Annotated in this window: 23 protein-coding genes; 14 read left to right on the forward strand and 9 right to left on the reverse strand. The window is 73.4% G+C overall.

Annotated elements, in window-relative coordinates; all coding sequences use genetic code 11:
- Positions 1–10: 10 nt before the first annotated feature.
- The 3 genes from OG447_RS17975 to OG447_RS17985 all read right to left on the reverse strand — a co-directional run bounded on the left by OG447_RS17975 (position 11) and on the right by OG447_RS17985 (position 4,014).
- Positions 11–1,546 (reverse strand): serine hydrolase, encoded by a 1,536-nt coding sequence (locus OG447_RS17975; protein WP_266937745.1) that lies wholly within the window; start codon positions 1,544–1,546, stop codon positions 11–13.
- 667 nt (positions 1,547–2,213) lie between these two features.
- Positions 2,214–3,059 (reverse strand): siderophore-interacting protein, encoded by an 846-nt coding sequence (locus OG447_RS17980; protein WP_266937747.1) that lies wholly within the window; start codon positions 3,057–3,059, stop codon positions 2,214–2,216.
- Positions 3,060–3,108: 49 nt separating this feature from the next.
- On the reverse strand, positions 3,109–4,014 hold the full coding sequence (locus tag OG447_RS17985; RefSeq protein ID WP_266938930.1) for a 5'-3' exonuclease: 906 nt from the start codon (positions 4,012–4,014) through the stop codon (positions 3,109–3,111).
- Between the two features lie 230 nt (positions 4,015–4,244).
- Between OG447_RS17985 and OG447_RS17990 the strand changes: the two genes are divergently transcribed.
- Together OG447_RS17990 and OG447_RS17995 are read left to right on the forward strand one after the other, a co-directional pair.
- Positions 4,245–4,895, forward strand: a complete 651-nt coding sequence (locus OG447_RS17990) for a helix-turn-helix domain-containing protein (RefSeq protein WP_266937749.1) — start codon at positions 4,245–4,247, stop codon at positions 4,893–4,895.
- Positions 4,892–5,620: a helical backbone metal receptor gene (locus OG447_RS17995; protein ID WP_266937751.1), complete on the forward strand. Its 729-nt coding sequence runs from the start codon at positions 4,892–4,894 to the stop codon at positions 5,618–5,620. Before OG447_RS17990 ends, OG447_RS17995 begins: the two co-directional genes overlap by 4 nt.
- Positions 5,621–5,670: 50 nt before the next feature.
- On the opposite strand, the gene OG447_RS18000 is transcribed toward OG447_RS17995, so the two are convergent.
- Positions 5,671–6,795, reverse strand: a complete 1,125-nt coding sequence (locus OG447_RS18000; protein ID WP_266937753.1) for a TDT family transporter — start codon at positions 6,793–6,795, stop codon at positions 5,671–5,673.
- A 70-nt stretch (positions 6,796–6,865) separates the two neighbouring features.
- On the opposite strand from OG447_RS18000, the gene OG447_RS18005 reads away from it, so the two are divergent.
- Positions 6,866–7,789 (forward strand): LysR family transcriptional regulator, encoded by a 924-nt coding sequence (locus OG447_RS18005; protein WP_266937755.1) that lies wholly within the window; start codon positions 6,866–6,868, stop codon positions 7,787–7,789.
- Between the two features lie 258 nt (positions 7,790–8,047).
- Here the strand turns inward: OG447_RS18005 and OG447_RS18010 are convergent, their stop codons facing one another.
- From OG447_RS18010 to OG447_RS18020, 3 genes are all read right to left on the reverse strand, one after another.
- Positions 8,048–8,770 carry a gamma-glutamyl-gamma-aminobutyrate hydrolase family protein gene (locus OG447_RS18010; RefSeq protein WP_266937756.1) on the reverse strand — a complete coding sequence of 241 codons (723 nt, stop codon included), beginning with the start codon at positions 8,768–8,770 and terminating at the stop codon, positions 8,048–8,050.
- A 47-nt stretch (positions 8,771–8,817) separates the two neighbouring features.
- Positions 8,818–10,293 carry an ethanolamine permease gene (gene eat, locus OG447_RS18015; protein WP_266937758.1) on the reverse strand — a complete coding sequence of 492 codons (1,476 nt, stop codon included), beginning with the start codon at positions 10,291–10,293 and terminating at the stop codon, positions 8,818–8,820.
- A gap of 244 nt (positions 10,294–10,537) precedes the next feature.
- Entirely contained in the window at positions 10,538–11,284 is a 747-nt protein-coding gene (locus tag OG447_RS18020; protein ID WP_266937760.1) for a FadR/GntR family transcriptional regulator, read from the reverse strand.
- Positions 11,285–11,361: 77 nt separating this feature from the next.
- On the opposite strand from OG447_RS18020, the gene OG447_RS18025 reads away from it, so the two are divergent.
- From OG447_RS18025 to OG447_RS18035, 3 genes are read left to right on the forward strand one after another with little or no spacing between them, the layout of a single operon-like run.
- Positions 11,362–12,726 carry a glutamine synthetase family protein gene (locus OG447_RS18025; protein WP_266937762.1) on the forward strand — a complete coding sequence of 455 codons (1,365 nt, stop codon included), beginning with the start codon at positions 11,362–11,364 and terminating at the stop codon, positions 12,724–12,726.
- 58 nt (positions 12,727–12,784) lie between these two features.
- Positions 12,785–14,164: an aldehyde dehydrogenase gene (locus OG447_RS18030; RefSeq protein ID WP_266937764.1), complete on the forward strand. Its 1,380-nt coding sequence runs from the start codon at positions 12,785–12,787 to the stop codon at positions 14,162–14,164.
- Between the two features lie 6 nt (positions 14,165–14,170).
- A complete protein-coding gene (locus tag OG447_RS18035) occupies positions 14,171–14,962 on the forward strand; it encodes a 3-oxoacyl-ACP reductase (RefSeq protein WP_266937765.1) in 792 nt (263 codons plus the stop codon).
- Positions 14,963–14,971: 9 nt separating this feature from the next.
- Here the strand turns inward: OG447_RS18035 and OG447_RS18040 are convergent, their stop codons facing one another.
- Positions 14,972–16,174, reverse strand: a complete 1,203-nt coding sequence (locus OG447_RS18040; protein ID WP_266937766.1) for an amino acid deaminase/aldolase — start codon at positions 16,172–16,174, stop codon at positions 14,972–14,974.
- A gap of 130 nt (positions 16,175–16,304) precedes the next feature.
- On the opposite strand from OG447_RS18040, the gene OG447_RS18045 reads away from it, so the two are divergent.
- The 3 genes from OG447_RS18045 to OG447_RS18055 are packed head-to-tail and all read left to right on the forward strand — an operon-like array spanning position 16,305 to position 19,132.
- Positions 16,305–17,162, forward strand: coding sequence for a hypothetical protein (locus tag OG447_RS18045; RefSeq protein ID WP_266937767.1), 858 nt, complete (start codon positions 16,305–16,307; stop codon positions 17,160–17,162).
- Positions 17,159–18,370: a type VII secretion-associated serine protease mycosin gene (gene mycP, locus OG447_RS18050; RefSeq protein WP_266937768.1), complete on the forward strand. Its 1,212-nt coding sequence runs from the start codon at positions 17,159–17,161 to the stop codon at positions 18,368–18,370. Before OG447_RS18045 ends, mycP begins: the two co-directional genes overlap by 4 nt.
- A 21-nt stretch (positions 18,371–18,391) precedes the next feature.
- On the forward strand, positions 18,392–19,132 hold the full coding sequence (locus tag OG447_RS18055) for an SseB family protein (protein WP_266937770.1): 741 nt from the start codon (positions 18,392–18,394) through the stop codon (positions 19,130–19,132).
- A gap of 70 nt (positions 19,133–19,202) precedes the next feature.
- Here the strand turns inward: OG447_RS18055 and OG447_RS18060 are convergent, their stop codons facing one another.
- A complete protein-coding gene (locus OG447_RS18060) occupies positions 19,203–19,580 on the reverse strand; it encodes a DUF1844 domain-containing protein (RefSeq protein WP_031143757.1) in 378 nt (125 codons plus the stop codon).
- 323 nt (positions 19,581–19,903) lie between these two features.
- Here OG447_RS18060 and infC point away from each other — a divergent pair, with 323 nt between their 5' ends.
- The 5 genes from infC (at position 19,904) to OG447_RS18085 (ending at position 23,659) form a co-directional block, all read left to right on the forward strand.
- Complete coding sequence (gene infC / locus OG447_RS18065) at positions 19,904–20,626, forward strand: translation initiation factor IF-3 (protein ID WP_266937773.1); 723 nt, start codon at positions 19,904–19,906, stop codon at positions 20,624–20,626.
- A gap of 104 nt (positions 20,627–20,730) precedes the next feature.
- Positions 20,731–20,925: a 50S ribosomal protein L35 gene (gene rpmI / locus OG447_RS18070; RefSeq protein WP_030387121.1), complete on the forward strand. Its 195-nt coding sequence runs from the start codon at positions 20,731–20,733 to the stop codon at positions 20,923–20,925.
- 101 nt (positions 20,926–21,026) lie between these two features.
- On the forward strand, positions 21,027–21,413 hold the full coding sequence (gene rplT / locus OG447_RS18075) for a 50S ribosomal protein L20 (protein ID WP_007263143.1): 387 nt from the start codon (positions 21,027–21,029) through the stop codon (positions 21,411–21,413).
- Positions 21,414–21,524: 111 nt separating this feature from the next.
- Positions 21,525–22,385 carry an RNA methyltransferase gene (locus OG447_RS18080; protein ID WP_266937774.1) on the forward strand — a complete coding sequence of 287 codons (861 nt, stop codon included), beginning with the start codon at positions 21,525–21,527 and terminating at the stop codon, positions 22,383–22,385.
- 56 nt (positions 22,386–22,441) lie between these two features.
- Positions 22,442–23,659, forward strand: coding sequence for a PAS domain-containing sensor histidine kinase (locus OG447_RS18085; protein ID WP_266937775.1), 1,218 nt, complete (start codon positions 22,442–22,444; stop codon positions 23,657–23,659).
- The last annotated feature ends 125 nt before the right edge of the window (positions 23,660–23,784 follow it).

The following is a 23,784-nucleotide window of genomic DNA, read 5'->3' on the forward strand; positions in this document are numbered from 1 at the left end:
GGGGGACAGGCTACTGCTGGGTGAAGGTGCCCAGGTGGTTCGTATCGAGGTACTCGACGCGGAGGGTGCCGTCGGAGAAGGTCACCCCGCTGCGGCCCACCGCGTTCTCGCCCCCGGTCTCGAAGCTGAAGGTGTCCCCGTCGTAGTGGGTCAGGGGGTAGCGCTCCGGCTTCGGGCCGAGGGAGAGGGTGAGCGCGCCCTTGTCGTCGGCGGTCACCGTGGCCTTGCCGTAGTAGGGGCTGTCGTAGCTTCCCGTGTACGCGGCGCTGTCCTGGGCCGGCTGCGCCGAGGCGGGCGGGTGGGCGTAGTCGGTGGGGGAGCGACCCACGGCGGCCAGCTGTTCGTAGAGGGCGCCGGCCAGGGCCAGCCAGTCGGTGGTGGGCTTGCCGTGCTCGGCGAAGTCGAAGAAGTCCAGGGCGACGGCGTCGGCCAGGCCCACGGGGGCGCCGTTGGTGAGGACGACGATGCCGAGCTCCTCCAGGGGGAGCATCGTGACGTTGGTGTTGGCGCCGAGGTCGAAGGCGCCGGAGTGGCTCAGGCGCAGCCGGCCGGCGTCGTCGTAGGAGACGTTCCACCCCAGGCCGTAGAAGGAGGTGTGGTTCTGCGGCGGGGAGGGCGCCTGCGACACGATCTCGGGAAGGTGCGTACGGGCGAGGGTGTCGGCCGGGACGATCCGCTTCCCGTCGAGGGCTCCCTCGGCGAGCTGGAGGCGCAGCCACCGGGACATGTCGCGGGCGTTGGAGCTGACCCCGCCGGCCGGGGACTGGGCATCGGGATCGCGGACGTAGCGGGGGCTCCACGTGCCGTCCGGGTTCTTGACGTGGGTGGCGGCGCGGTCGGGGGCGTTCTCGAAGGCGGAGAACTCGGTGCTGGTGTGCGTCATGCCGGCGGGCTTGAAGAGGGTGTCCTCGGCGAGCTTCTGCCAGCTGGCGCCCTTGGTGCGGGCCACGGCCTCGGCGGCGGCGGTGAAACCGAAGTTGGTGTAGGCGTAGCTGGCGCGGAACGGGCTGAGGGGCTCCAGGCGCAGGTGGTCGAGGATGTACGCCTGGTCGTAGCCGAGGTCTTCGAGGAGGTCGCCGGCGTGGTCGGGGAGACCGCTGCGGTGCGAGAAGAGGTCGGCCGTGGAGACGTGGTCGGTGACCCAGGGGTCCTTGAGGGCGAACCCGGGGAGGTCGGTGTGGCGGTCCCACTCGTCCGCGGTGGTGAGCGTGCCGGCCACGACCGTGGAGGAGACCGGCTTGGAGAGCGAGGCGATCTGGAAGACGGTGTCGGGGCCGACCATGGCGCTCTCACCGGTCCTGCGGAGGCCGAAGCCCTGGAGGTGGACGACCTTGTCCTGGTGCACCACGGCGACGGACACCCCGGGGACCCCGGTGCGGCGCATCATGTCCCGGACCGTCTGATCGAGGCGGGCGACGGCCTTGTCGACCTGGGCGTCGGTCAGCAGGGGCTTCGGCGGGGGCGGGGGGCTGGGCGCGGCGGTCGCCGCCGTCGCGGTCAGCAGGGCCGCGGCCCCCGCCGCGCCGAGTGCGCGCAGCGTACGCATGGGGTCATTGTCCCGCCGGACGGGCTGGGCCGCGCGGGGGCGCTGCCGCTGTGGCCGTGCGGTGCCGTGGCTCTGGCTGGGCGCCGCTGCTGGGGCTCCGCCCCAGGCCCCGCGCCTCAATCGCCGGCGGGGCTGGGTTTGGCCCTGCCAGGGACGGGTTTGGCCCTGGCCCTGGCAGGGCTTGGCGGTTCGGGGTGTGGGTCGGGGTCGCTCCGGAGCGTCTCCTCGGCTCGCGCACTGAGCCCCGGCTGCGAAGGCAGGGCCCGGGTTGCGCGCTCGTCCTGCGGGGACTCTCCTGCGCGACCCCGCCCCACGCCCAGGCTTCGGAAGCAGGCCCCGGCGCCCGCCGGAAGCCGTGGTGGAGGGGAGTGGGGACGCGCAGGGTTGTCCCCGCAGGACGAGCGCGCAACCTGGGCCGATGGCGTCGGGTCGGGCTCAGTGCGCGAGCCGAGGAGACAACCCGGAGCGGCCCCGCGGACCGACCCCACCGACCAGGCCCCGGCGCAGCCGAACCCCACCCCCGCCACGGGCGAAGCCAGGGCCAAATCCAGCCCCGCCGGCGTTTGAGGCGCGGGGTCTGGGGCGGAGCCCCAGGGGCCCGGCCGCAGGCGAGCCGGACACCGCCGAGCCGCCCGCAGGGCACCCGGCCATGCAACCTTGCCGGAGGCTACGCGGCGGCCTTGTGGGTGTGTTCCTGTTCGGCTTCCACCGTGGCGTTCCAGTCGCGCTTGATCGCGCGCCAGCCCTCGTCCGTCTCGCCCAGGCGCCAGTAGCCGGAGATCGACAGGTGTTCGCGCGGGATGCCGCGCTCCAGGCGCAGGTGGCGGCGGAGCTCCTTGACGAAGCCCGCCTCGCCGTGGACGAAGGCGTGCACGTTCTCGGAGGGGAACTGCAGCGAGGTGACGGCCTTCACCAGGGCCTCGCCGACCGGGCGGTCGCCGCGGTGGATCCAGACGGGCACGGTGCCGTCCGTGGTGGCGATCTTCAGCTCGTCGGCGGGGCCCTCGACCTCGATGAAGGCGTGGACCCGCATACCGGCCGGCATCCGCTCCATCGCCGCGGCGATGGCCGGCAGCGCGCTCTCGTCGCCCACCAGGAGGTGCCAGTCGGCCGTCGGGTCCGGGGCGTACGCGCCGCCCGGGCCGAGGAACCGTACGAGTTCACCCGGCTGGACGCGGGCCGCCCAGGGGCCGGCCACGCCCTCGTCGCCGTGGACGACGAAGTCGAGGGTCAGTTCCAGGTGCGCCGGGTCCCAGGACCGGACCGTGTACGCGCGCTGGCGCGGCCACTGAGCGCGCGGGAAGTCGGCGCGGATCTGCTCCAGATTCCACGGCGAGGGGTAGGTGACGCCCTGCGGAGGAAAGAGGATTTTGATGTAGTGATCGGTGAACTCGCCTGCGCCGAAGCCCGCCAGACCGTCACCGCCCAGCACGAGCCGCACCATGTGCGGCGAAAGCCGTTCGGTACGTACGACGACAGCGGTGCCGACAGTGCGGGCGCGTCCTTCTGCCACGGTTACTCCCCTGACTCCCCTGAAACTTAGGATTACCTAAGTTAGCACCTCAGGGGAGCAGCGCGCTGCTCAGGCGCGACACGGCTCCACCGAGACCCCATCGATGGGTGAGGGCGGCCACCAGTTCGGGCTGTGCCGGGGAGGTGGGGAGGGCCGGGTCGAACTGCGGCAACGGGACGTCCGAGGCCACCTGGACCACCTTCGGAGCCACCGCCAGATACGGCCGGGACTCGTCCAGCCGCCTGCGCTGGGTGGGAGTCAGCTTCGCCTTCGGGTCGTCGATCGCCGCGATGATCCCGGCGAGCGTTCCGTAGGTGTCGAGGAGCTTGGCCGCGGTCTTCTCGCCGATGCCCGGGACGCCCGGCAGGCCGTCGCTCGGGTCCCCGCGCAGCAGCGCCAGGTCCGCGTAACCGGGACCGTCCACCCCGTACTTCTCGCGCAGCCACGCCTCGTCCGTCACCTGGAGGCTGCCCACGCCCTTGAGGGGGTAGAGGACCCGCCGCTGCCGTGCGTCGTCGACCAGCTGGTAGAGGTCGCGGTCGCCCGTGACGATGTCCACCGGGCCCGTCGCGCGGGCGGTGAGCGTGCCGATCACGTCGTCCGCCTCGTAGCCGGCGACTCCCACCCGGGCGATGCCGAAGGCGTCCAGTGCCGTCTCGATGATCGGCACCTGCGGGGCGAGGGTGTCGGGGGTCTCCTCCACGTCCGGCCCGGTCTCGGTCTCCACCGCGACGCGGTGCGCCTTGTAGGAGGGGATCAGCTCCACCCGCCAGTGCGGCCGCCAGTCGGCGTCCATGCACGCCACCAGATCGTCCGGGCGGTGGTCCTGGACCAGCCGCCCGATGAAGTCGAGCAGCCCGCGCACGGCGTTGACCGGGGTGCCGTCGGGAGCCTTCACCGAGTCCGGCACGCCGAAATAGGCGCGGTAGTAGAGGGAGGCGGTGTCCAGGAGCATCAGGCGTCGTGTCGTCACGGACACGATGATGCCGCAACGCGGCGCGGGCCCGTCCGGCGCGCGACCGCCCGTCAGGGCAGCCGCGCCGGACCACGGACGGTGAGCGCACCCGCACGCGAAGGCACCCCGGGCGGACCGGTGCGCTCGTGCGCGCGATACCGGGGGCGGTTGCTGCGTAAGGTGCTTACAGCACACCGATGTGCGACGGACAAGGGGAGGGCAGCCCCGACATGAACGACAGGGACGGCACGGACGGCCCGAACGACTTGGACCGCGAGCACGACAAGGGCAAGAGCACGGACAAGGACAAGGACGCCAAGGAACCGCTCCGGGTCGGTGTGGCCGTCCGCAAGCGGCGTCGCGCCCTCCATCTGACCCTGGCGGCAGTCTCGGCGCGCAGCGGCCTGTCGGTTCCCTTCCTCAGCCAGATAGAGAACGAGCGGGCCCGGCCCAGCATGCGGTCCCTGGAGCGGGTCGCGGACGCGCTGGAGACCACCGCCGTGGAGCTGTTGGCCGCGTCGGACACCGCGCGCACGGTGGACCTCGTACGAGCCGGCGACGCGTCCGGGCTCACCCCGGTCCCCGGCGTACGGCCCCTCGTGCGCGGGCACCACCAGCTGCACGCGCTGGAGTTCACCGGGGACCAGGACGCGGGCCGCGAGTACCAGCACCGCAACGACGAGCTGATGTACGTGGTCTCGGGCGCATGCCAGGTGGAGGCGGAGGGGCGGGCGTACCGGCTGGAGAGCGGGGACGCGCTGTTCCTGTCCGGTGGCGTACGCCACCGCTGGCGGGCCGTCACCGAGGACACCCGGCTGCTGGTCGTCGCCGTCGGGGAGCACATCCACGCGACGTCCGAGCCGCCGTCGCCCGGGCAATGAGCGGCGCGCGGCGGATCGTCTCGCTGGTGCCCTCCCTGACCGAGGCGGTGGCGGAGAGCGCCCCGGGGCGGCTGGCCGGGGTCACGGACTGGTGCACGCACCCCGCGGACCTCGGGGACGCGGTGCGGATCGGGGGGACGAAGAACCCCGACGTCCGAAGGATCGTGGAGCTGCGCCCGGACCTGGTCATCGCCAACGAGGAGGAGAACCGGGCCCCGGACCTGGCGGCGCTGCGCGCGGCGGGGGTGGAGGTACTGGTCACCGAGGTCCGGGACCTCCCGCAGGCCGTGCGGGAACTGGACCGGGTACTGGTGGGGGCGCTGGGGCTGAAGAGGCCGGGCTGGCTCGCGGACGCCGAGCGCGCGTGGGACCGGGCCGAGCCGGTGGGGCCGGTCAGCGCCTTCGTCCCCGTGTGGCGCCGGCCGTGGATGGTGCTCGGCCGGGACACCTTCGCCGGGGACCTGCTGGCACGGCTGGGAGTGCGCAACGCCTACGCCGGGCACGCGGAGCGGTATCCGCGGGTGCCGGTGGAGGAGCTCGCGGCCGCCGGCTGCGATCTGGTGGTGCTCCCGGACGAGCCCTACCGCTTCACGCCCGAGGACGGGCCGGAGGCCTTCCCGGGCCTGCCGGCCGCCCTGGTCAGCGGCCGCCACCTGACCTGGTACGGGCCCTCGCTGGCCGAGGCCCCGCGGGTACTGGCGCAGGCCCTGCGCGCGGCGGCCTGACGGGCTGCTCGTACCCTGCCAGGTGGGGTAGCCGCCTCTGCTGAGCCGCCCTAACGCGTGAGCAGGCTGCGGTCGAACAGGCCGCGGAGGGTGTGGGCCGCGGCGAGCAGCCATGTGGTCAGCAGGGCCAGGAAGAGGGCCGCGGCCAGCCAGGCGAGGGCGGTCAGGCCGGTGTGGCGGGCCAGCCCGGCGGCGCCGGTGACGCAGGTGCCGACGGGGAAGGTCAGCGCCCACCAGGTCATCGCGAAGCCCATGCCGCCCCGGGCGGCCCGGACCAGCATCGCCGTGGCGAGGGCCAGCCACAGCAGGGCGAAGCCCATCACGGGGACCCCGTAGACGACAGCGAAGGCGCCGAGCGCACCCGCGTACGGGGCGCCGATGGACTGGGGGGCCATGTCGGCGAGCTGGTTCACTGCGGTGGTGGACTGCCCCAGGGGGCCCAGGACCAGGAAGAGGGTCGGGGTCAGGACCAGGGGCAGCGGGCCGCCCACGATCAGCCGGCCGAAGACCAGGGGCAGCATCAGCAGGGTGGCGAACAGGCTGATGCCGAACATGGCGTAGCAGGCGAGCAGCATCGCCTCGCGGGGCTGGCCCGCGGGCAGGTGGGGTATCAGCAGCGGGCCCAGGGCGGCGGAGACCATCGGGGCGACCAGGGGGAGCAGCCAGACGGGGATGGCCTGCTTCGCCTCGACCTTGTGGCGGACGACCATCAGGTACGGCACCGCCACGGCCATGACCAGGCCGATCGCGGTGCCCGCGGTGAAGAGCACGGTGTCCACGGCGACGGCGGCGCCGGTCCCGATCAGGTCCTTGCCGACGATGAGGGTGCCGCCGCCGACGGCCAGCAGGGCCATCGAGAGGCAGCCGTAGAAGGGGGCCACGGCGGGGTCGAGGAGATGGGCGCGGGCCTGGTCGCGGTGGTGGATCCAGTGCCCGGCGCGGGCCGTGAGCAGCACGGCGAGGGCGAGCGCGGACAGCGCCCAGACGATCTGGCAGGCCACGCGCTGTCCGGGGAGCTGGTACGGCAGGGTCGCGCCGGCGTTGGCGACGATCGCCGTGCCCATGACGGAGGCGTACCAGTTGGGGCCGAGGTGCCGCAGCGCGGGGGCCTTGTGGGCGCGGGGCGCGGTCTCGGTGGCGGGGGTGGTGCGGGGTCGCACGAGGGTGGTGGCCATGGACCCAGCCTGCTGCCGCGCCGGACCGGGCGGCAGAGGTGATCTCCCTATGAGGCCATAAACTGATGTTATGGGCAATGACGAGTGGGTTCCGCTGGCGCACCGGGTACCGGACCTGGGCGCGCTGGAACTGCTGCTCGCGGTGGCGCGGGTGGGCAGTCTGAGCGGCGCGGCCCGGCGGCTGGGCATCACCCAGCCCGCGGCGAGCAGCCGGATCCGGGCCATGGAGACCCGGCTGGGCGTGGCCCTGGTCGACCGGTCGCCCCGCGGGTCGACGCTGACCGCGGAAGGGGCGCTGGTCACGGACTGGGCCCGGCAGGTGGTGGAGGCCGCGGAGGCCTTCGATGCGGGGGCGCAGGCGCTACGGGGACGCCGGGACTCGCGGCTGCGCGTGGCCGCCAGCATGACCATCGCGGAGTACTTGCTGCCGGGGTGGCTGATCGCGCTGCGCGGGCAGCGGCCGGACACGGCGGTGTCGCTGCACGCGGGGAACTCGGCGGTGGTCGCGCAGCGGGTCCTGTCGCACGAGGCGGACCTCGGTTTCGTGGAGGGGCTGACCGTGCCGGAGGGGCTGGACTCGGCCGTCATCGCGAAGGACCGGCTGATCGTGGCGGTGGCCCCGGGTCACGCGTGGGCCCGGCGCTCGCGCGGGGTGGCCGCGGCGGAACTGGCGTCGACGCCGCTGATCCTGCGGGAGCGGGGGTCGGGGACGCGGCAGGTGCTGGACGCTGCGCTGGCGGGGGCCGGGGGGCTGGCCGAGCCGCTGCTGGAGCTGGCGTCGACCACTGCCGTGAAGGCTGCGGCGCTGAGTGGGGCGGGGCCGTGCGTGCTGTCGGAACTGGCCCTGGGGGACGAGCTGGCGGCGCGGCGGCTGGTCGCCGTGCCGGTTGCCGGGGCGGCGCTGGACCGTGAGCTGCGGGCCGTCTGGCCGGTGGGGGCCAGGCCGGCGGGGCCCGCGCGGGATCTGCTGTCGCTGACGCGGGGGCGGGGCTAGCCGCCGCCGCCTGGCCTCTGGCCGGGGGTTGGGTGCGGCGCCGTTGCCGGGGCTCCGCCCCGGACCCCGCGCCTCAATCGCCGGCGGGGCTGGGTTGGGGCTCTGCCTCGGGACCCCGCGCCTCAATCGCCGGCGGGGCTGGGTTGGGGCTCTGCCTCGGGACCCCGCGCCTCAATCGCCGGCGGGGCTGGGATTGGGGCGGCGGGGCTGGATTTGGGGCTCTGCCCCCGCGCCTCATGCGCTGGCGGGGCCCGGGGCTTAGACGCCGGCGGGGCTGGGGGCTTGTAGGGGTTTGCGGGTGGCGGCCTGTTCGATCAGGGCGGACATCACGCGGGTGTCCTTGTCCCGCTCCGGGTGCCACTGGACGCCCAGGCACCAGTGCGCGGGGTCGGTGAGTTCGATGGCCTCCACCGTGCCGTCGGTGGCGTGGGCCGAGGCCATGAGGCCGCGGCCCAGGCGGTCGACGGCCTGGTGGTGGTAGGTCGGGACCTCTGCCTCCTCGGGGACCAGCGTCGCGTACCGGGTGCCGGGGACCGGGCGGACCGGGTGCCAGGACATGGTGCCCGGTGTGTCCATGTGCCCGTCGAGGTGCTGGGTCAGGGTGCCGCCCAGGGCCACGTTCAGGGCCTGCATGCCCCGGCAGACGCCGAGCGTCGGCAGGCCCGTCTCCAGCGCGGCGGCGATCAGGGCGAGCTCCCAGTGGTCGCGGACGGTCGCGGGGGCGCCCGTACGGGGGTCGCGGGCGGCGCCGTAGTGGACCGGGTCCACGTCGGGGCCGCCCGCCACGACCAGCCCGTCCAGCCGGCCCAGCACCTCCGCCGCCGTCCCGGGTTCGTCCGGCGGGAGCAGCACGGCCGTGCCGCCCGCCGCCTGGACGAGTTCGTAGTACCCCGCGGGGACGAGCGCCGTCGGGATGTCCCACACGCCGTAGCGGGTGGACTCCTCCACGTAGGTGCTGATGCCGATGAGCGGCCTGGGCACGTTCTTTACCTCCAGGACGGGTGGTGCGGTCGGGCGGGAACAGGATTTCAGTCCCGCGAGAGCTCCGCCTCCGCTTTGGCGAGGGCGGCGAACTCCTCCTCGGGCGCCGAGGCCACGAGGCGGTGCCGGCTGTAGAAGGCGAAGTAGGCGAGGGCGACGGCGTACACGGCCAGCGCGATGAACGCCGCGTCCTTGTCCACCAGGAAGGTGGCGACCAGCGCCGACAGGGCGAGGACGAAGGCCACCGAGGAGGTCAGGATCCCGCCGGGGGTCCGGTACGGGCGTTCCAGGTCCGGCTCCCGGCGGCGCAGCACGATGTGGGAGAGGGCCATCAGGGCGTAGGAGATGGTCGCGCCGAACACCGCGATGTTGAGCATGCGCTCGCCGTTGCCGGTGGCCGCGGCGAGGGTGAAGCCGATCGCGCCGGGGATGACGAGGCCCAGGTACGGGGCCTTGCGCCGGGAGGTCAGGGAGAGGAAGCGCGGCAGGTATCCGGCCCGGGAGAGGGCGAAGAGCTGGCGCGAGCCCGCGTAGATGAGGGAGAAGAAGGAGGCCACCAGGCCGGCCAGGCCGGCGTAGTTCACGAACCGGCTCAGCGCGGTGGGGCCACCGTCGCCCTCCAGCGCCTGGATCAGCGGGTTGCCGGCCTTGACGGCGTTCGCGCCCTGCGCGCCCGTGGCGGCGAAGAAGGTGATCAGCGCCAGCAGGGCGAGCACGCCCATGGAGATGGCGAGCGCCTTCGGCATGGAGCGGACCGGGTCCTTGGCCTCCTCGGCCGCCAGCGGTACGCCCTCCACCCCGAGGAAGAACCACATGCCGAAGGGGAAGGCGGCCCAGATGCCCAGCAGGCCCAGGGGCAGCCAGGAGTTCGAGCCGAAGGCGCTCGCGTCCACCGGGATGTCGTTCAGACCGCCGGCGTCGAACTCGGTGAAGGCCCCCACCGCGAAGATCAGCAGCGCGGCGACGGCGATCGCGGTGACGACGAGGCTGAAACGGAGCGCTTCGCCGACGCCCCAGAGGTGGACACCGATGAAGACGACGAAGCAGCCGAGGTAGACGGGCCAGCTGGAGGTCAGGCCGAAGAGGCCGAGGGTCTCGACGTAGTCGCCGATGAAGATGACGATCGCGGCCGGGGCCAGGATGTACTCGATGAGGATGGCGGTGCCGGTGAGGAAGCCGCCCCAGGGTCCCAGCGCCCGGCGGGCGAAGCCGTAGCCGCCGCCCGCGGTCGGCAGGACGCTGGACAGCTCCGCGAGGGAGAAGACCAGGCAGGCGTACATGGCGCCCATCAGGACGGTGGCGATGGCGAGGCCGCCGAAGCCGCCCTTCTCCAGGCCTACGTTCCAGCCCGCGAAGTCCCCGGAGACGACGTACGCGACGCCGAGGCCGGTGAGCAGAAGCCAGCCGGCGCTGCCGCGGCGGAGCGTGCGGCGCTCCAGGTAGTGGTCGGAGCCGTCGCCGCCCTCGGGGGACGTGGTGGGTGCGGGCACGGCTGTCAGCCGTGCCTCGATGTCGTCGGCCATCGTGCGCTCCTGCCTCAGGGCAATGGGCAATGGTTGTGGGGCGTACCTTTGCCGCAGTGGAGTGGAGTGCGCAAGGCCTCTGCGTTAAAGAGAAGTAACGAATGACTCCCGGCCGACGGTGGCCGCGGGCGGCGGCGGTGGTGGCGGGAGGGTGGCGGCGGCGCGAGGGTGGCGCGCGGATCCCGGCCCGCCCGTCCCGCACCCGCCGTCCGGCCCGCGGCCCGGTCCCCCCGCCTCGCCCCGCTCAGGTCAGGAAGCCCCGCAGCAGCGCCGCCGTGCCGCAGCAGTGCTCGCGCATGGTCTCCCGCGCCCGGGCCGCGTCCTGCTCCCGTACCGCCTCCACCAGGGCGGTGTGCTGCTGCTGCGAGTGCTCCAGGTTGCGCACCAGCAGCGGGATGCAGTCCAGCAGGTCGTTGACGGTGGCCCGGACGGCCGCGTACTGGGCGGTCAGGGTGGCGGAGCCGGCCAGTTCGCACAGGGTGAGGTGGAAGAGGGTGTCCTGGCGGCGGTAGTCGGCGAGCGGGGCGTCATGGGTGGCCGCCAGCGCGCCGAGCAGCCGCGCGGTGCCCTCCCCGGTGAGCCCCTGGGAGGCGCAGAGCCCGGCCGCGCCCACCTCCAGCACCTCGCGGAACCGCAGGACGTCCTCGATGTCCACCCCGGCGACGCGCCGGCGCAGCTCCTCCTCGACGCCGCCCGCCGGGGTGTCGGCACGGGGCAGGACGAACGTTCCTCCGTACCGTCCGCGCCGGGACTCGACCAGGCCCTGGTCCTGGAGGACCTTCAGCACCTCGCGCAGCGTGACCCGGCTGATCCCCATCCGCTCCGCCAGCTCGCGCTCGGGCGGCAGCCGTTCCCCGCCCGGCACCAGACCCAGCCGGACCACCTGGAGGATCTGCTCCAGCGCCTCCTCGAAACCGTTGCCCGCCCGCACCTGCCGCAGCACGGGATTCAGCCGTGCGACGGCGTCGCCTTCGCTGGCCGTATCGGTCATCTTGGCTCCTCCCCTTCCCAAGCAATGGTTCTATTCAATACCTTAGGCCTCCTCGGCTCACCGAAGGAGAGATTCCCGTGGTAGACCGCAAGCCGCCGCTCACGACAGAGGAGCTCCGTGCCCTCGTCGCCAGCGGCGAGATCGACACAGTCGTCCTGGCCTTCCCCGACATGCAGGGGCGCCTCCAGGGCAAGCGGTTCGCCGCACAGTTCTTCCTGGACGAGGTCCTGGAGCACGGCACCGAGGGCTGTAACTACCTCCTCGCCGTCGACACCGACATGAACACGGTCGACGGGTACGAGATGTCCTCCTGGGACCGGGGCTACGGCGACTTCGCCATGCACCCCGACCTCGCCACCCTGCGCCGCATCCCCTGGAACCCCGGCAGCGCCTTCCTCCTGGCCGACCTCGCCTGGAACGACGGCTCGCCCGTCGTCGCCGCGCCCCGGCAGATCCTGCGCCGCCAGCTGGAGCGCCTCGCCGGGCACGGGTACACCGCGATGGTCGGCACCGAGCTGGAGTTCATGGTCTTCCAGGACACCTACGAGCAGGCCTGGAACGCCGACTACCGCGGCCTGACCCCCGCCAACCAGTACAACATCGATTACTCCGTCCTCGGGACCGGCCGCATCGAGCCCCTGCTGCGCCGGATCCGCAACGAGATGCAGGCCGCGGGCCTGGTCGTCGAGTCGGCGAAGGGCGAGTGCAACCTCGGCCAGCACGAGATCGCCTTCCGCTACGACGAGGCGCTCACCACGTGCGACCAGCACGCCGTCTACAAGACGGGGGCCAAGGAGATCGCCTCCCAGGAAGGTGTCTCGCTCACCTTCATGGCCAAGTTCGACGAGCGCGAGGGCAACTCCTGCCACATCCACCTCTCCCTGGGCGACGCCGACGGACGCAATGCGATGGCCGGTGACGGCCCGGGCGGCATGTCACCGGTGATGCGGCACTTCCTGGCGGGCCAGCTGGCCGCGCTGCGCGACTTCTCCCTTCTCTACGCCCCCAACATCAATTCGTACAAGCGTTTCCGGCCCGGATCCTTCGCCCCGACGGCCGTCGCCTGGGGCGTGGACAACCGGACCTGTGCGCTCCGGGTGGTCGGTCACGGCCGTTCCATGCGCTTCGAGAACCGCCTCCCCGGCGGTGACGTCAACCCGTACCTCGCCGTCGCCGGCCTGGTCGCGGCCGGGCTCTACGGCGTCGAGAACGAGCTGGAACTCCCGGAGGTCTGCGCGGGCAACGCCTACACCGGCGAGTACGCGCACGTCCCGAGCACCCTGCGCGAGGCCGCGGAGCTCTGGGAGAACAGCGAGATCGCCAAGGCGGCCTTCGGCCCCGAGGTGGTCGCCCACTACCGGAACATGGCCCGCGTGGAACTCGACGCGTACGACTCCGCGGTCACCGACTGGGAGCTGCGCCGCTCCTTCGAACGCCTCTAGGGGGTGTCCCCCCTATCCCGCCGACCGACCCGAACCCCGAAAGTCTGTGAGGCACCACGTGTCCGATGTGCTGGCCCCCCTCGTTCTAGAGGTGTTGAATCCGGCCACCGAGGAAACCGTCGCCATCGTCCCGGCCGCCACACGGGACGATGTCGACGCCGCCGTGGCCCGGGCCGCCGCCGCCCAGCGCGGCTGGGCCGCGGCGGCCCCCGCCGACCGCGCCCGGCTGCTGCGTCGCTTCGCCGCGGTCGTCGACGGCCACGTCGAGGAACTGGCGCAGCTGGAGGTCCGCGAAGCCGGCCACACCATCGGCAACGCCCGCTGGGAAGCGGGCAACGTCCGCGACCTGCTCGAATTCGCCGCCGGGGGAGTGGAACGGCTCTCCGGCCGCCAGATCCCCGTCGCGGGCGGCATCGACGTCACCTTCCTCGAACCCCTCGGCGTCATCGGCGTGATCGCCCCCTGGAACTTCCCCATGCCGATCGCCGCCTGGGGCCTCGCCCCCGCCCTGGCCGCCGGCAACGCCGTCATCCTCAAGCCCGCCGAGACCACCCCGCTCACCGCGCTGCGCCTCGCCGAACTCGCCCTCGAAGCCGGGATCCCCGAGCACCTCTTCCAGGTGCTCCCCGGCCACGGGGCGGTGGCGGGCGACGCACTGGTCGAGCACCCCGGCGTGGCCAAGATCGTCTTCACCGGCTCCACCCGCGTCGGCAAGCAGATCATGGCCAAGTGCGCGGACCGGGTGAAGCGGGTCACCCTCGAACTGGGCGGCAAGAGCCCCAACATCGTCTTCGCGGACGCGGACCTGGAAGCGGCCGCCGCGGCCGCCCCCATGGCCTTCCTCGACAACACCGGCCAGGACTGCTGCGCCCGCACCCGGATCCTCGTACAGCGGTCGGTGTACGACCGCTTCCTGGAACTGCTCGCCCCGGGCATCGAGGGCGTCGTCGTGGGAGACCCGTCCGACGAGAAGACCCAGATGGGCCCGCTGATCTCGCGCGCCCAGCTGGACCGCGTACGGTCCTACGTCACCGACGACCTGACGGCGGTCCGCGGCTCCGCCCCCGAGGGCCCCGGCTTCTGGTACCCGCCGACCCTCGTCACCGGCGTGCCCCCCACCGCGCCCGTGGCCGCCGAGGAGGTCTTCGGCCCCGTCGCCGTCGTCCTGCCCTTCGAGGACGAGGAGGACGCCGTACGCCTGGCCAACGCGACCGAGTACGGACTGTCCGGCTCCCTCTGGACCCGCGACATCGGCCGCGCGCTGCGCGTCTCGCGCGCCGTCGCCGCGGGCAACCTGTCCGTCAACTCCCACAGCAGCGTCCGCTACTGGACCCCCTTCGGCGGCTACAAGCAGTCCGGGCTCGGCCGCGAGCTCGGACCCGACGCCCTCACCGCTTTCACCGAGACCAAGAACGTCTTCATCAGCACGGAGGCCTGAACCGACATGACCGACCGCACCGAAGAGATCATCTGCCGCCGCCTGGTCGGCCGCACCGCCGTCATCACCGGAGCCGGCAGCGGCATCGGCCTCGCCACCGCCCGCCGCCTCGCCTCCGAAGGAGCGAACGTGGTCTGCGCGGACATCGACGAGACGGCCGGCAAGGCCGCCGCCGAGGAGGTCGGCGGCACCTTCGTCAAGGTGGACGTCACCGACAAGGAGCAGGTCGACGCCCTGTTCAAGACGGCCTTCGACACCTACGGCTCCGTCGACATCGCCTTCAACAACGCGGGCATCTCGCCGCCGGACGACGACTCGATCCTCACCACCGAACTCGATGCCTGGCGCCGCGTCCAGGACGTCAACCTCACCTCCGTCTACCTGTGCTGCAAGGCGGCCCTGCCCTACATGCAGCGCCAGGGCCGGGGCTCCATCATCAACACCGCGTCCTTCGTGGCCATCATGGGCGCGGCCACCTCCCAGATCTCCTACACCGCCTCCAAGGGCGGCGTCCTCGCCATGTCCCGCGAGCTCGGCGTGCAGTTCGCCCGTGAGGGCATCCGCGTGAACGCCCTGTGCCCGGGGCCCGTCAACACCCCGCTCCTGCAAGAGCTGTTCGCCAAGGACCCCGAGCGCGCCGCCCGCCGCCTCGTGCACATCCCGCTGGGCCGGTTCGCCGAGCCCACCGAGATCGCCGCCGCCGTCGCCTTCCTCGCCAGCGACGACTCCTCCTTCATCAACGCCACCGACTTCCTCGTCGACGGCGGCATCTCCGGCGCGTACGTGACCCCGCTGTAGGCCGATCGGCTAGAGGAAGGTGCGGCCCTCGCCCCGGTACGTCGGGACGGTGGCCGTCACCCGGTCGCCCTCGACGAGGTGCAACGCGTCGAACCGCTCGCACAGTTCGCCCGCCTTGGCATGGCGGAACCAGACCCGGTCGCCGATCAGCAGGTCGTCGGCCGGGCTCCCCAGCAGCGGGGTCTGCACCTCGCCCGCGCCCTCCTGGGGGTCGTAGCGCAGGCCCTGCGGGAGGTACGGCACCGGCAGCCGGTCCGGCCCGGCCGCGCCGGAGGCGGGATAGCCGCCGCCGAGCACGGTGACCACGCCTACGCCGGGACGCCGGACCACCGGCTGCGCGAACAGCGCGGCCGGCCGGCCCCGGAACGAGGTGTAGTTGTCGAACAGCCGCGGCACGTACAACCCGGACCCGGCGGCGATCTCGGTGACCGCGTCCTCCGCGGCCGTCTGCTGCACGCTGCCGGTCCCGCCGCCGTTGACGAACTCCAGGTCCGGCACCACCGCGCGCACCGCCCGTACCGCCTCGGCGCGGCGGGCGGCCAGTTCCTTGCGGGCCGCGCCCTGCATGAGCCGGATGGCCCGGGAGCGCAGCGGACGGCCCGCCAGCGCGTCCCCGACCCCGGCGACATGGCCCTCGTACCCCATCAGCCCCACCACCCGGAAGCCGGGCCGGGCGGCGACCGTACGGGCCAGGGCCGCCAGTTGGGCGGGCTCGCGCAGCGGGGAGCGGCGGGCGCCGACCCGGACCCGCCCGCCGAACAGCTGCAGCGCGGTGTCCAGCTCCAGGCAGACCCGCACCTCCTGCGTGCCGCCGTCCCGCGCCCGGTCGACGAGCTCCAGCTGGGCCGGGTCGTCGATCACGACCGTGACCGCGGCGGCGAGCTTGGGATCCGAGGCGAGCTCGGCGAAGCCGCCCCGGTCGGCGGACGGATAGGCCAGCAGGACGTCCTCGAACCCGGAACGGGCCAGCCACAGCGACTCGGCGAGGGTGTACGACATGACCCCGGCGAATCCGGGCCTCGCCAGGACCCGTTCCAGGAGCGCGCGGCACCGGACGGACTTGCTGGCGACCCGCACGGGCTTCCCGCCGGCCCGCCGCACGAGATCGTCGGCGTTGGCGTCGAACGCGTCGAGGTCGACGACGGCCAGGGGCGCGTCGAGGTGCGCGGTCGCCCGGTCGTAACGGGCGCGGTCGGCGGCGGGGGAATTCATGGGCGGCAGCTTGCCAGACCGCTCTACCCGTGGGTAGGGGTCGCGCCCGGCGCCTGCGGGTCGGCCCGGGGCCCGGAGGACCGTAGAGTACGGGCAGGCAGCCGTACGGAACGGGGGGCGGAGCCGCCGGATGACCACGTCGACACCGCGGACAGCGGTCCTGGGCGATCCCGGCCCGCCGCCGCCCCCGCATCCGCGCCCGCGCCGCCATCCCGGACGGGTCTTCGCCGCCGTGCTCTGCGCTCTGCTCGGTGCGGGCCTGGCCGGTGGGGCCGCCGCCACCACCTGGGCCGAACACCGCGCCGCGCAGCGCCCGTTGTCCGCCGAAGCCGTCTACCGCAAGGCCGGTTCGCTGTGGCGGGCCACCCCGGTTGACGGTCTCTTCCCGCCCGTCGTGGCCGGCCCCGCGGCCGGACCCGGGGGCGCCGACCGGACCTGGACCCGGATCGCCCTGGCCCCCGACGCCGACTGCCCGGCCGCGCTCGCCGCCGACTGGCAGGGGCTGCTGGCCGGCACCGGCTGCACGCGGGTCCTGCGCGCCACCTACACCGACGCCACCCGCAGCTCCCTGATCACCGTCGGCATGGTCTTCACCCCCGCCGACGCCCCCGCGATGGCCGCGCTCACCGGCCGGCTCACCGCCCCGCCCGCATACGGGTTCGCCGACACCCAGCGCGCCGCCTGGGAGGCGTCCGTACTCCCCGAGGCCCCCGTCGTCGTCTACGCGGTCTCCGCCTTCGCCGACGGCCGCCACCTGGACGCGCCCCGCCCCGCCGGGGAACTGATGAAGAAGGACGCCACCGGAGCCATGGCCCAGGCGGGCCTCGGCCACGAGGCCAAGGCCCTCGCCGACCGCATCCGGGGCACGGTCCGGACCCTCGCCGCCCCGGCGGAGCCGATGCCGGCCAAGTCGGCCCCAGCCAAGCAGGCCCCGGCGACACGGGCCGAGACGACGCAGCCCCCGTCCGCCCCGGAGCCCACCCGATGAGCAGAGCCCGGGGGGCGCTGGTCCTCGCCCTCGCCGTCCTCCTCGCAGGCACCGCCGCGCCCCCGGCCGCCGCCGACGCCATCCGCGACCGCCAGTGGGGCCTGCTGGCCCTGCGCGCCGAGGAGGCCTGGGGCACCACCCGGGGCGACGGCGTCACCGTCGCCGTCCTCGACACCGGGGTCGACCCCACGCACCCCGACCTCGCCGGGCAGGTCCTGGACGGCACGGACCTCATCGGCACGGGCGCGGGCCGCGGCGACCGCGCCTGGGCCCGCCACGGCACCGCCATGGCCGGCATCATCGCCGGGCACGGCCACGGCCCCAACCGCGGCCAGGGCGTCCTCGGCCTCGCCCCGCAGGCGAAGATCCTGCCGGTGCGGGTGATCCTGGAGGAGGGCGACCCCGGGCGGGCCCAGGCCCGGGAGAACAAGGGCGGCGCCCTCGCCGAGGGCATCCGCTGGGCCGCCGACCACGGCGCCGACGTGATCAACCTGTCCCTCGGCGACGACAGCGACTCCGCCCACCACGAGGCCGGGGAGGACGAGGCCGTCCAGTACGCCCTGGCCAAGGGAGTGGTCGTCGTCGCGTCCGCGGGCAACGGCGGCGAAACGGGCGACCGCGTCTCCTACCCGGCCGCCTACCCGGGCGTCATCGCGGTCACCGCCGTCGACCGCCGGGGCCGGAAGGCCGCCTTCTCCACCCGCAACTGGTACGCCACGGTCAGCGCCCCCGGCGTCGACGTGGTCATCGCCGACCCCGACCGGTCCTACTACGAGGGGTGGGGCACGAGCGCCGCCGCGGCCTTCGTCTCCGGCGCCGTGGCCCTGGTCAAGGCCGCCCACCCGGACCTGTCCCCGGCGCAGATCAAGAAGCTGCTGGAGGACACCGCCTCCGACCGGCCCAGCGGCGGGCGCGACGACGCCCGCGGCCACGGGACGGTGGACCCCGCCGCCGCGCTCCAGGTCGCGGAGGCCGTGCGCCCCGAGGCCCCGGTGCCCGCGCCCGCAGCGGCCGGTCAGCCCTACTTCGGCCCCGGACCCGAGCCGGTCCGGCCCCCGGAGCGGGGCGCCCGACTGGGGGCCACGGCGGCCGCGGCCGCGGGGGCGGCGTTGCTCGTACTGGCCGGCGTACTGGCCCGGCGGCCCCGCGGTGCCCGCCGCCGGGACCGGAGGGCGGCCGCGTACGGGGGCCCGTACGCGGCACAGTAGGGTCGGGTAACTGTGGCGAACATGGCGAACAAGAACATTCCCGACCCCGGCTTCTCCGACGACGACGGCTCCGCCGATCCGAGGCTGAGCGCGGCCCTGGCCGCCTGGGCCGAGGACCGGTCGCACGAGCCGGAAGTACTGGCGGCCCTCAAGGGCGCCCGCCTGCTGGTCCCGGTCGTCGCCGTCCTCGGCGAGGTCGAGACCGACCCGGAGACGGGCCTGAAGCGCGAGAAGACCAGCGACATGGCCGTCCCGACGCTGCGGGCCGGGGACCGGCGGGCGCTGCCCGCCTTCACCTCGACCGCCTCGCTCGCCCGGTGGGACCCCTCGGCCCGGCCGGTCGCCGTCCCGCTGCACCAGGCCCTCGCGGCCGCCGCGCACGAGAAGGCCGACACCGTGGTCCTGGACCTGGCCGGCCCGGTCACCTACCAGCTCACCGGTTCGGCGCTGCTCGCGCTGGCCGAGGGCCGCACCGAGGCGGGCCCGCTCGCCGACCCCGCCGTACGGGAAGCCGTACGGGCCGTCGTGTCCGCCGAGCCGGAGGTGCTCCGCGCCCACCTGGGCCCGGGCGGCGCGGACTCCGACGGCACCCTGGCGATCGTGCTCGCCGCCGGGCCCCAGGCCCCCGCGGCGGCCCGCCGGGTGGCCGAGGCGCTGGCTGCGGACGCGACCCTGCGCGCCCGGCTGGTCCGCGGACTGGACCTGGCGCTGCTCCCCGTGGACGTCCCGGCCCCGCCAGGCGAGCCGCTGATCAGCCGCTGAGGGCATGGGAAAGGGGCCTGCCGCCGGGAGCGATCCCGGGCGGCGGGCCCCTTCTTCCGTGCGGGTGCGATCAGCCGAAGACCGGGCCGGTGAACTTCTCGCCCGGGCCCTGGCCCGGCTCGTCCGGGACGATCGAGGCCTCGCGGAAGGCCAGCTGGAGCGACTTCAGGCCGTCCCTCAGCGGGGCCGCGTGGAAGGAGCTGATCTCGGTGGCGCTCGCGGTGACCAGGCCGGCCAGGGCCGTGATCAGCTTGCGGGCCTCGTCGAGGTCCTTGTGCTCGGAGTCCGGCTTGTCCAGGCCCAGGTTGACCGCCGCGGCGCTCAGCAGGTGCACGGCCACCGTGGTGATCACCTCGACGGCGGGGACGTCCGCGATGTCGCGGGTCATGGCGTCGTAGTCGGGTGCGGCGTCGGCAGCGGGGTCGGCGGAAGGGGTCGCGTCAGTCATGAGCCCCACGATATGCCGTGCGGCGGGCTTGCAACGCGGGTGCTAGTATGTACTTCGACCGGCCGGACACCTGTGTGCCCGGCCCACAAGTGGAGGCTCCGATCTCCCACCTGACCACCCTCCGGGGCGGCGGGTCACCGGTCAGGTGGCATCCATCGTTCCGTACGGACGATGGAAAGCTGCCCGAGTTGCGCCCCGCGATCGCATGCGGCGGTGCTCCGGTCCTTTTGGAGCCCCTGCCTGTGCCCGGCGGGGCTTTTTTCATTCTCCCGCCGCGGTCGGTCTGACGGAAATACACGTCAGCGGCTGTCTGCCAGGCAGCCGTGTGGTGCTACCGAGGAGGATCCATCAGCACCGAGCCCCGCATCAACGACCGGATTCGCGTTCCCGAGGTACGGCTTGTCGGTCCCAGCGGCGAGCAGGTCGGCATCGTGCCGCTTGCCAAGGCGCTTGAGCTCGCGCAGGAGTACGACCTCGACCTGGTCGAGGTCGCGGCGTCCGCACGCCCGCCGGTCTGCAAGCTCATGGACTACGGCAAGTTCAAGTACGAGTCGGCCATGAAGGCCCGTGAGGCGCGCAAGAACCAGGCGCACACGGTCATCAAGGAAATGAAGCTCCGGCCGAAGATCGACCCGCACGACTATGACACCAAGAAGGGTCACGTCGTTCGGTTCCTCAAGCAGGGCGACAAGGTCAAGATCACGATCATGTTCCGTGGTCGCGAGCAGTCCCGGCCGGAACTCGGCTACCGACTGCTGCAGCGCCTGGCTTCGGACGTCGAGGACCTCGGGTTCATCGAGTCGAACCCGAAGCAGGACGGCCGAAACATGATCATGGTCCTCGGTCCGCACAAGAAGAAGACCGAGGCGATGGCCGAAGCCCGCGAGGCGCAGGCCGCCCGCAAGGCCGAGCGCCAGGGCGTCACCGTCACCGAGGACGAGGCTCCGCTGGAAGCCGACGCCGAGGTGGAGGCACCCGCCGCGGTCGAGGTCACCGAGGCTGCCGCCGACGAGGCGCCCGCCGAGGAGCCGAACACCGAGGCCTGATTCCGAGGCAGCCCGTCTCGGATCACCGACACAACATGACGCTCCCTGGAGCCGGTCCGGCATCGGACCGGTGGGGGCGCCACCGACGAGGAGATAACGGCGCTATGCCGAAGAACAAGACGCACAGCGGTTCCAAGAAGCGCTTCAAGATCACCGGCTCCGGCAAGGTGCTCCGTGAGCGCGCCGGCAAGCGCCACCTGCTCGAGCACAAGTCGTCCCGTGTCACCCGCCGCCTGACCGGCACCGCGGAGATGGCCCCCGGCGACGCCGCGAAGATCAAGAAGCTTCTCGGCAAGTGACGTCCTCCGCTCCCCTGCCGGGAGCGGGACGTCAAGACCGGGACCCCATCGAATTCGGGCCGTGTGAAGACAACCACGGCCCCGCTACAAGGAGTTAAAAAGTGGCACGCGTCAAGCGGGCAGTAAACGCCCACAAGAAGCGCCGGGCGATCCTCGAGGCGGCCTCCGGCTACCGCGGTCAGCGTTCGCGCCTGTACCGCAAGGCCAAGGAGCAGGTCACCCACTCGCTGGTCTACAACTTCAACGACCGCAAGAAGCGCAAGGGCGACTTCCGTCAGCTGTGGATCCAGCGCATCAACGCCGCTGCCCGCCAGAACGGCATGACGTACAACCGCCTCATCCAGGGTCTGAAGGCCGCCAACATCGAGGTGGACCGCAAGATCCTCGCGGAGCTGGCCGTCAACGACGCCAACGCGTTCGCCGCGCTCGTCGAGGTCGCGCAGAAGGCGCTTCCGGCCGACGTCAACGCCCCCAAGGCCGCTGCGTAAGGCCTGGCCGGCCGCGTAAGCAGTCGGCATCCTCGGACCCGCAGGCGATTCGCCTGCGGGTCCGAGTGCTTTCCCCCAGCCCCGGAACCCCGAGAGAGAACCGCAGACACCATGGGTCACCCCGCCGAGCTGATCTCCCCCCGATCCCCGCGGGTGGCCGCCGCCAGGCGCCTGGCGCGGCGCAACTTCCGCACCAAGGAGCGCCGGTTCATCGCCGAGGGCCCGCAGGCGGTCCGTGAGGCGGTCGAGCACCGCGGGGCCGACGGTTCCCCGACCCTGATCGAGCTGTTCGCGACCGTCGAGGCCGCCGAGCGCTACGCCGGCATCATCGACGCCGCGCTGGCCTCCGGCGCCCGGGTGCACTACGCCGACGACGAGGTGCTCGCCGAGGTCTCGCAGACCGTCACCCCGCAGGGTCTCGTCGGCGTCTGCCACTTCCTGGACTCGCCCCTCGAGGACATCCTCAAGGCACGGCCCAAGCTCGTCGCCGTCCTCGCCCACGTCCGCGACCCCGGCAACGCCGGAACGGTGCTGCGCTGTGCGGACGCCGCCGGCGCGGACGCGGTGGTGCTCACCGACGCCTCCGTGGACCTCTACAACCCCAAGTCCGTACGGGCCTCCGTGGGCTCCCTCTTCCACCTGCCGGTCGCGGTCGGCGTCCCGGTGGAGCAGGCCGTCGAGGGGCTGCGGGCCGCCGGAGTACGGATCCTCGCCGCCGACGGGGCGGGCGAGGACGACCTGGACGCCGAGCTGGACGCGGGCACCATGGGCGGTCCCACGGCCTGGGTCTTCGGCAACGAGGCGTGGGGCCTGCCGGAGGAGACCCGGGCGCTGGCGGACGCCGTCGTACGGGTCCCGATCCACGGCAAGGCGGAGAGCCTGAACCTCGCCACGGCCGCCGCCGTCTGCCTCTACGCCTCGGCGCGTGCACAGCGGGCGTCCGGAGGGTGCCGCTCCGTGACCCCCAGCTAGTAATGTGGCGGCCCGGGGGGCCCACTGCGCTACTCGGAGATGTGGGGTACGGGGAGATGACCGTCGGTACGAACAGCTCACCGGGGACCGCGGGAGCCGCGGACGCGGCCGAGCGGCGGTTCCAGGACGCCCCCGGACCCCTCACGCCCGCCGGCGGGCCGCGCACCGTACCCCCGCAGGGGACCGGGCCGCGCGGCGACGGCGCCGCCGCGCAGCCCCCCGGCCAGGGGGCCGGCTTCGGGATCGACCCCGACGACCTGCCCGACGGGCTCGTCGTCGCCGACGGCAGCGGGTACGTCATCTGCTTCAACCGGGCCGCCGCCCGGATGACCGCCACCGACCCCGGCCAGGCCCTCGGTACGCGCATCGACCGGGCCCTGCCGCTGGAGGACCTGGAAGGCCGCCGCTGGTGGGCGCTGACCGACCCCTACGGGGGCCTCGCCACCCGGCGCGGACAGCCCGAGCGGAACCTGCTGCTCCCCGGCGGCCGCGAGGTGCTGGTCTCCGCCCAGTACGTGCGCACGCACCCCACCGGCCCGCTGAGCCGCCTCGTCGTCACCCTGCGCGGCACCGAGGCCCGCCGCCGCACCGAGCGCAGCCACGCCGAGCTGATCGCCACGGTCGCGCACGAGCTGCGCTCCCCGCTGACCTCCGTCAAGGGGTTCACCGCGACCCTGCTCGCCAAATGGGAGCGGTTCACCGACGACCAGAAGCGGCTGATGCTGGAGACCGTCGACGCCGACGCCAACCGCGTCACCCGGCTGATCGCCGAACTCCTCGACATCTCCCGCATCGACTCGGGGCGCCTGGAGGTGCGGCGCCAGCCGGTGGACATCGCCACCGCCGTCGGCCGCCACGTCCAGGCCCTCACGGCGAACGGCCAGGCCCCCGAACGGTTCCTCGTCAGCGTCAGCCGCCCGCTGCCCGACCTGTGGGCCGATCCGGACAAGATCGACCAGATCCTCGGCAACCTCCTCGAAAATGCGGTGCGCCACGGCGAGGGAACGGTCACCATCGACGTATCGCCGCATGAGAAGGGAACAGCCGTCACCGTGACCGACGAAGGCCCCGGGATCCCCGAGGAGTCGATGGGCCGCGTCTTCACCCGCTTCTGGCGGGGGAGCAAGCGCGGCGGCACCGGCCTGGGCCTGTACATCGTCAAGGGCATCGTGGAGGCCCACGGCGGCACCATCACGGTCGGCCGCGGCCCCGGCGGCGGCGCCGAATTCCGATTTATCCTGCCCGTGAGCGCCCCGGCGTACCTCACGCAGTAACCCTGCGGAGCGTCTCGCCAGACGGCCCACGGGCTCCTTCACCCCCAGCGACCTTTAGACTCGTCCTTTGGCACCTTTGTGTCCTTGTGACGAGCGTGCCGGTCGAGCGCGCAGCGCGGGGATCC

This window comes from Streptomyces sp. NBC_01408, from assembly GCF_026340255.1.
Classification (GTDB): Bacteria; Actinomycetota; Actinomycetes; order Streptomycetales; family Streptomycetaceae; genus Streptomyces.

Bases quoted from the DNA above. Each gene is read 5' to 3' on its own strand.
- OG447_RS18035 (WP_266937765.1), top strand. From the start codon at position 14,171: ATGACCGACCGCACCGAAGAGATCATCTGCCGCCGCCTGGTCGGCCGC.
- OG447_RS18000 (WP_266937753.1), bottom strand. From the start codon at position 6,795: ATGGCCACCACCCTCGTGCGACCCCGCACCACCCCCGCCACCGAGACC.
- OG447_RS18080 (WP_266937774.1), top strand. From the start codon at position 21,525: ATGGGTCACCCCGCCGAGCTGATCTCCCCCCGATCCCCGCGGGTGGCC.
- OG447_RS18045 (WP_266937767.1), top strand. From the start codon at position 16,305: ATGACCACGTCGACACCGCGGACAGCGGTCCTGGGCGATCCCGGCCCG.
- OG447_RS17975 (WP_266937745.1), bottom strand. From the start codon at position 1,546: ATGCGTACGCTGCGCGCACTCGGCGCGGCGGGGGCCGCGGCCCTGCTG.
- OG447_RS18085 (WP_266937775.1), top strand. From the start codon at position 22,442: ATGACCGTCGGTACGAACAGCTCACCGGGGACCGCGGGAGCCGCGGAC.
- OG447_RS17990 (WP_266937749.1), top strand. From the start codon at position 4,245: ATGAACGACAGGGACGGCACGGACGGCCCGAACGACTTGGACCGCGAG.
- OG447_RS17995 (WP_266937751.1), top strand. From the start codon at position 4,892: ATGAGCGGCGCGCGGCGGATCGTCTCGCTGGTGCCCTCCCTGACCGAG.
- OG447_RS18060 (WP_031143757.1), bottom strand. From the start codon at position 19,580: ATGACTGACGCGACCCCTTCCGCCGACCCCGCTGCCGACGCCGCACCC.
- eat (WP_266937758.1), bottom strand. From the start codon at position 10,293: ATGGCCGACGACATCGAGGCACGGCTGACAGCCGTGCCCGCACCCACC.
- OG447_RS18020 (WP_266937760.1), bottom strand. From the start codon at position 11,284: ATGACCGATACGGCCAGCGAAGGCGACGCCGTCGCACGGCTGAATCCC.
- rpmI (WP_030387121.1), top strand. From the start codon at position 20,731: ATGCCGAAGAACAAGACGCACAGCGGTTCCAAGAAGCGCTTCAAGATC.
- OG447_RS18055 (WP_266937770.1), top strand. From the start codon at position 18,392: ATGGCGAACAAGAACATTCCCGACCCCGGCTTCTCCGACGACGACGGC.
- OG447_RS18005 (WP_266937755.1), top strand. From the start codon at position 6,866: ATGGGCAATGACGAGTGGGTTCCGCTGGCGCACCGGGTACCGGACCTG.
- OG447_RS18040 (WP_266937766.1), bottom strand. From the start codon at position 16,174: ATGAATTCCCCCGCCGCCGACCGCGCCCGTTACGACCGGGCGACCGCG.
- OG447_RS17985 (WP_266938930.1), bottom strand. From the start codon at position 4,014: ATGCTCCTGGACACCGCCTCCCTCTACTACCGCGCCTATTTCGGCGTG.
- mycP (WP_266937768.1), top strand. From the start codon at position 17,159: ATGAGCAGAGCCCGGGGGGCGCTGGTCCTCGCCCTCGCCGTCCTCCTC.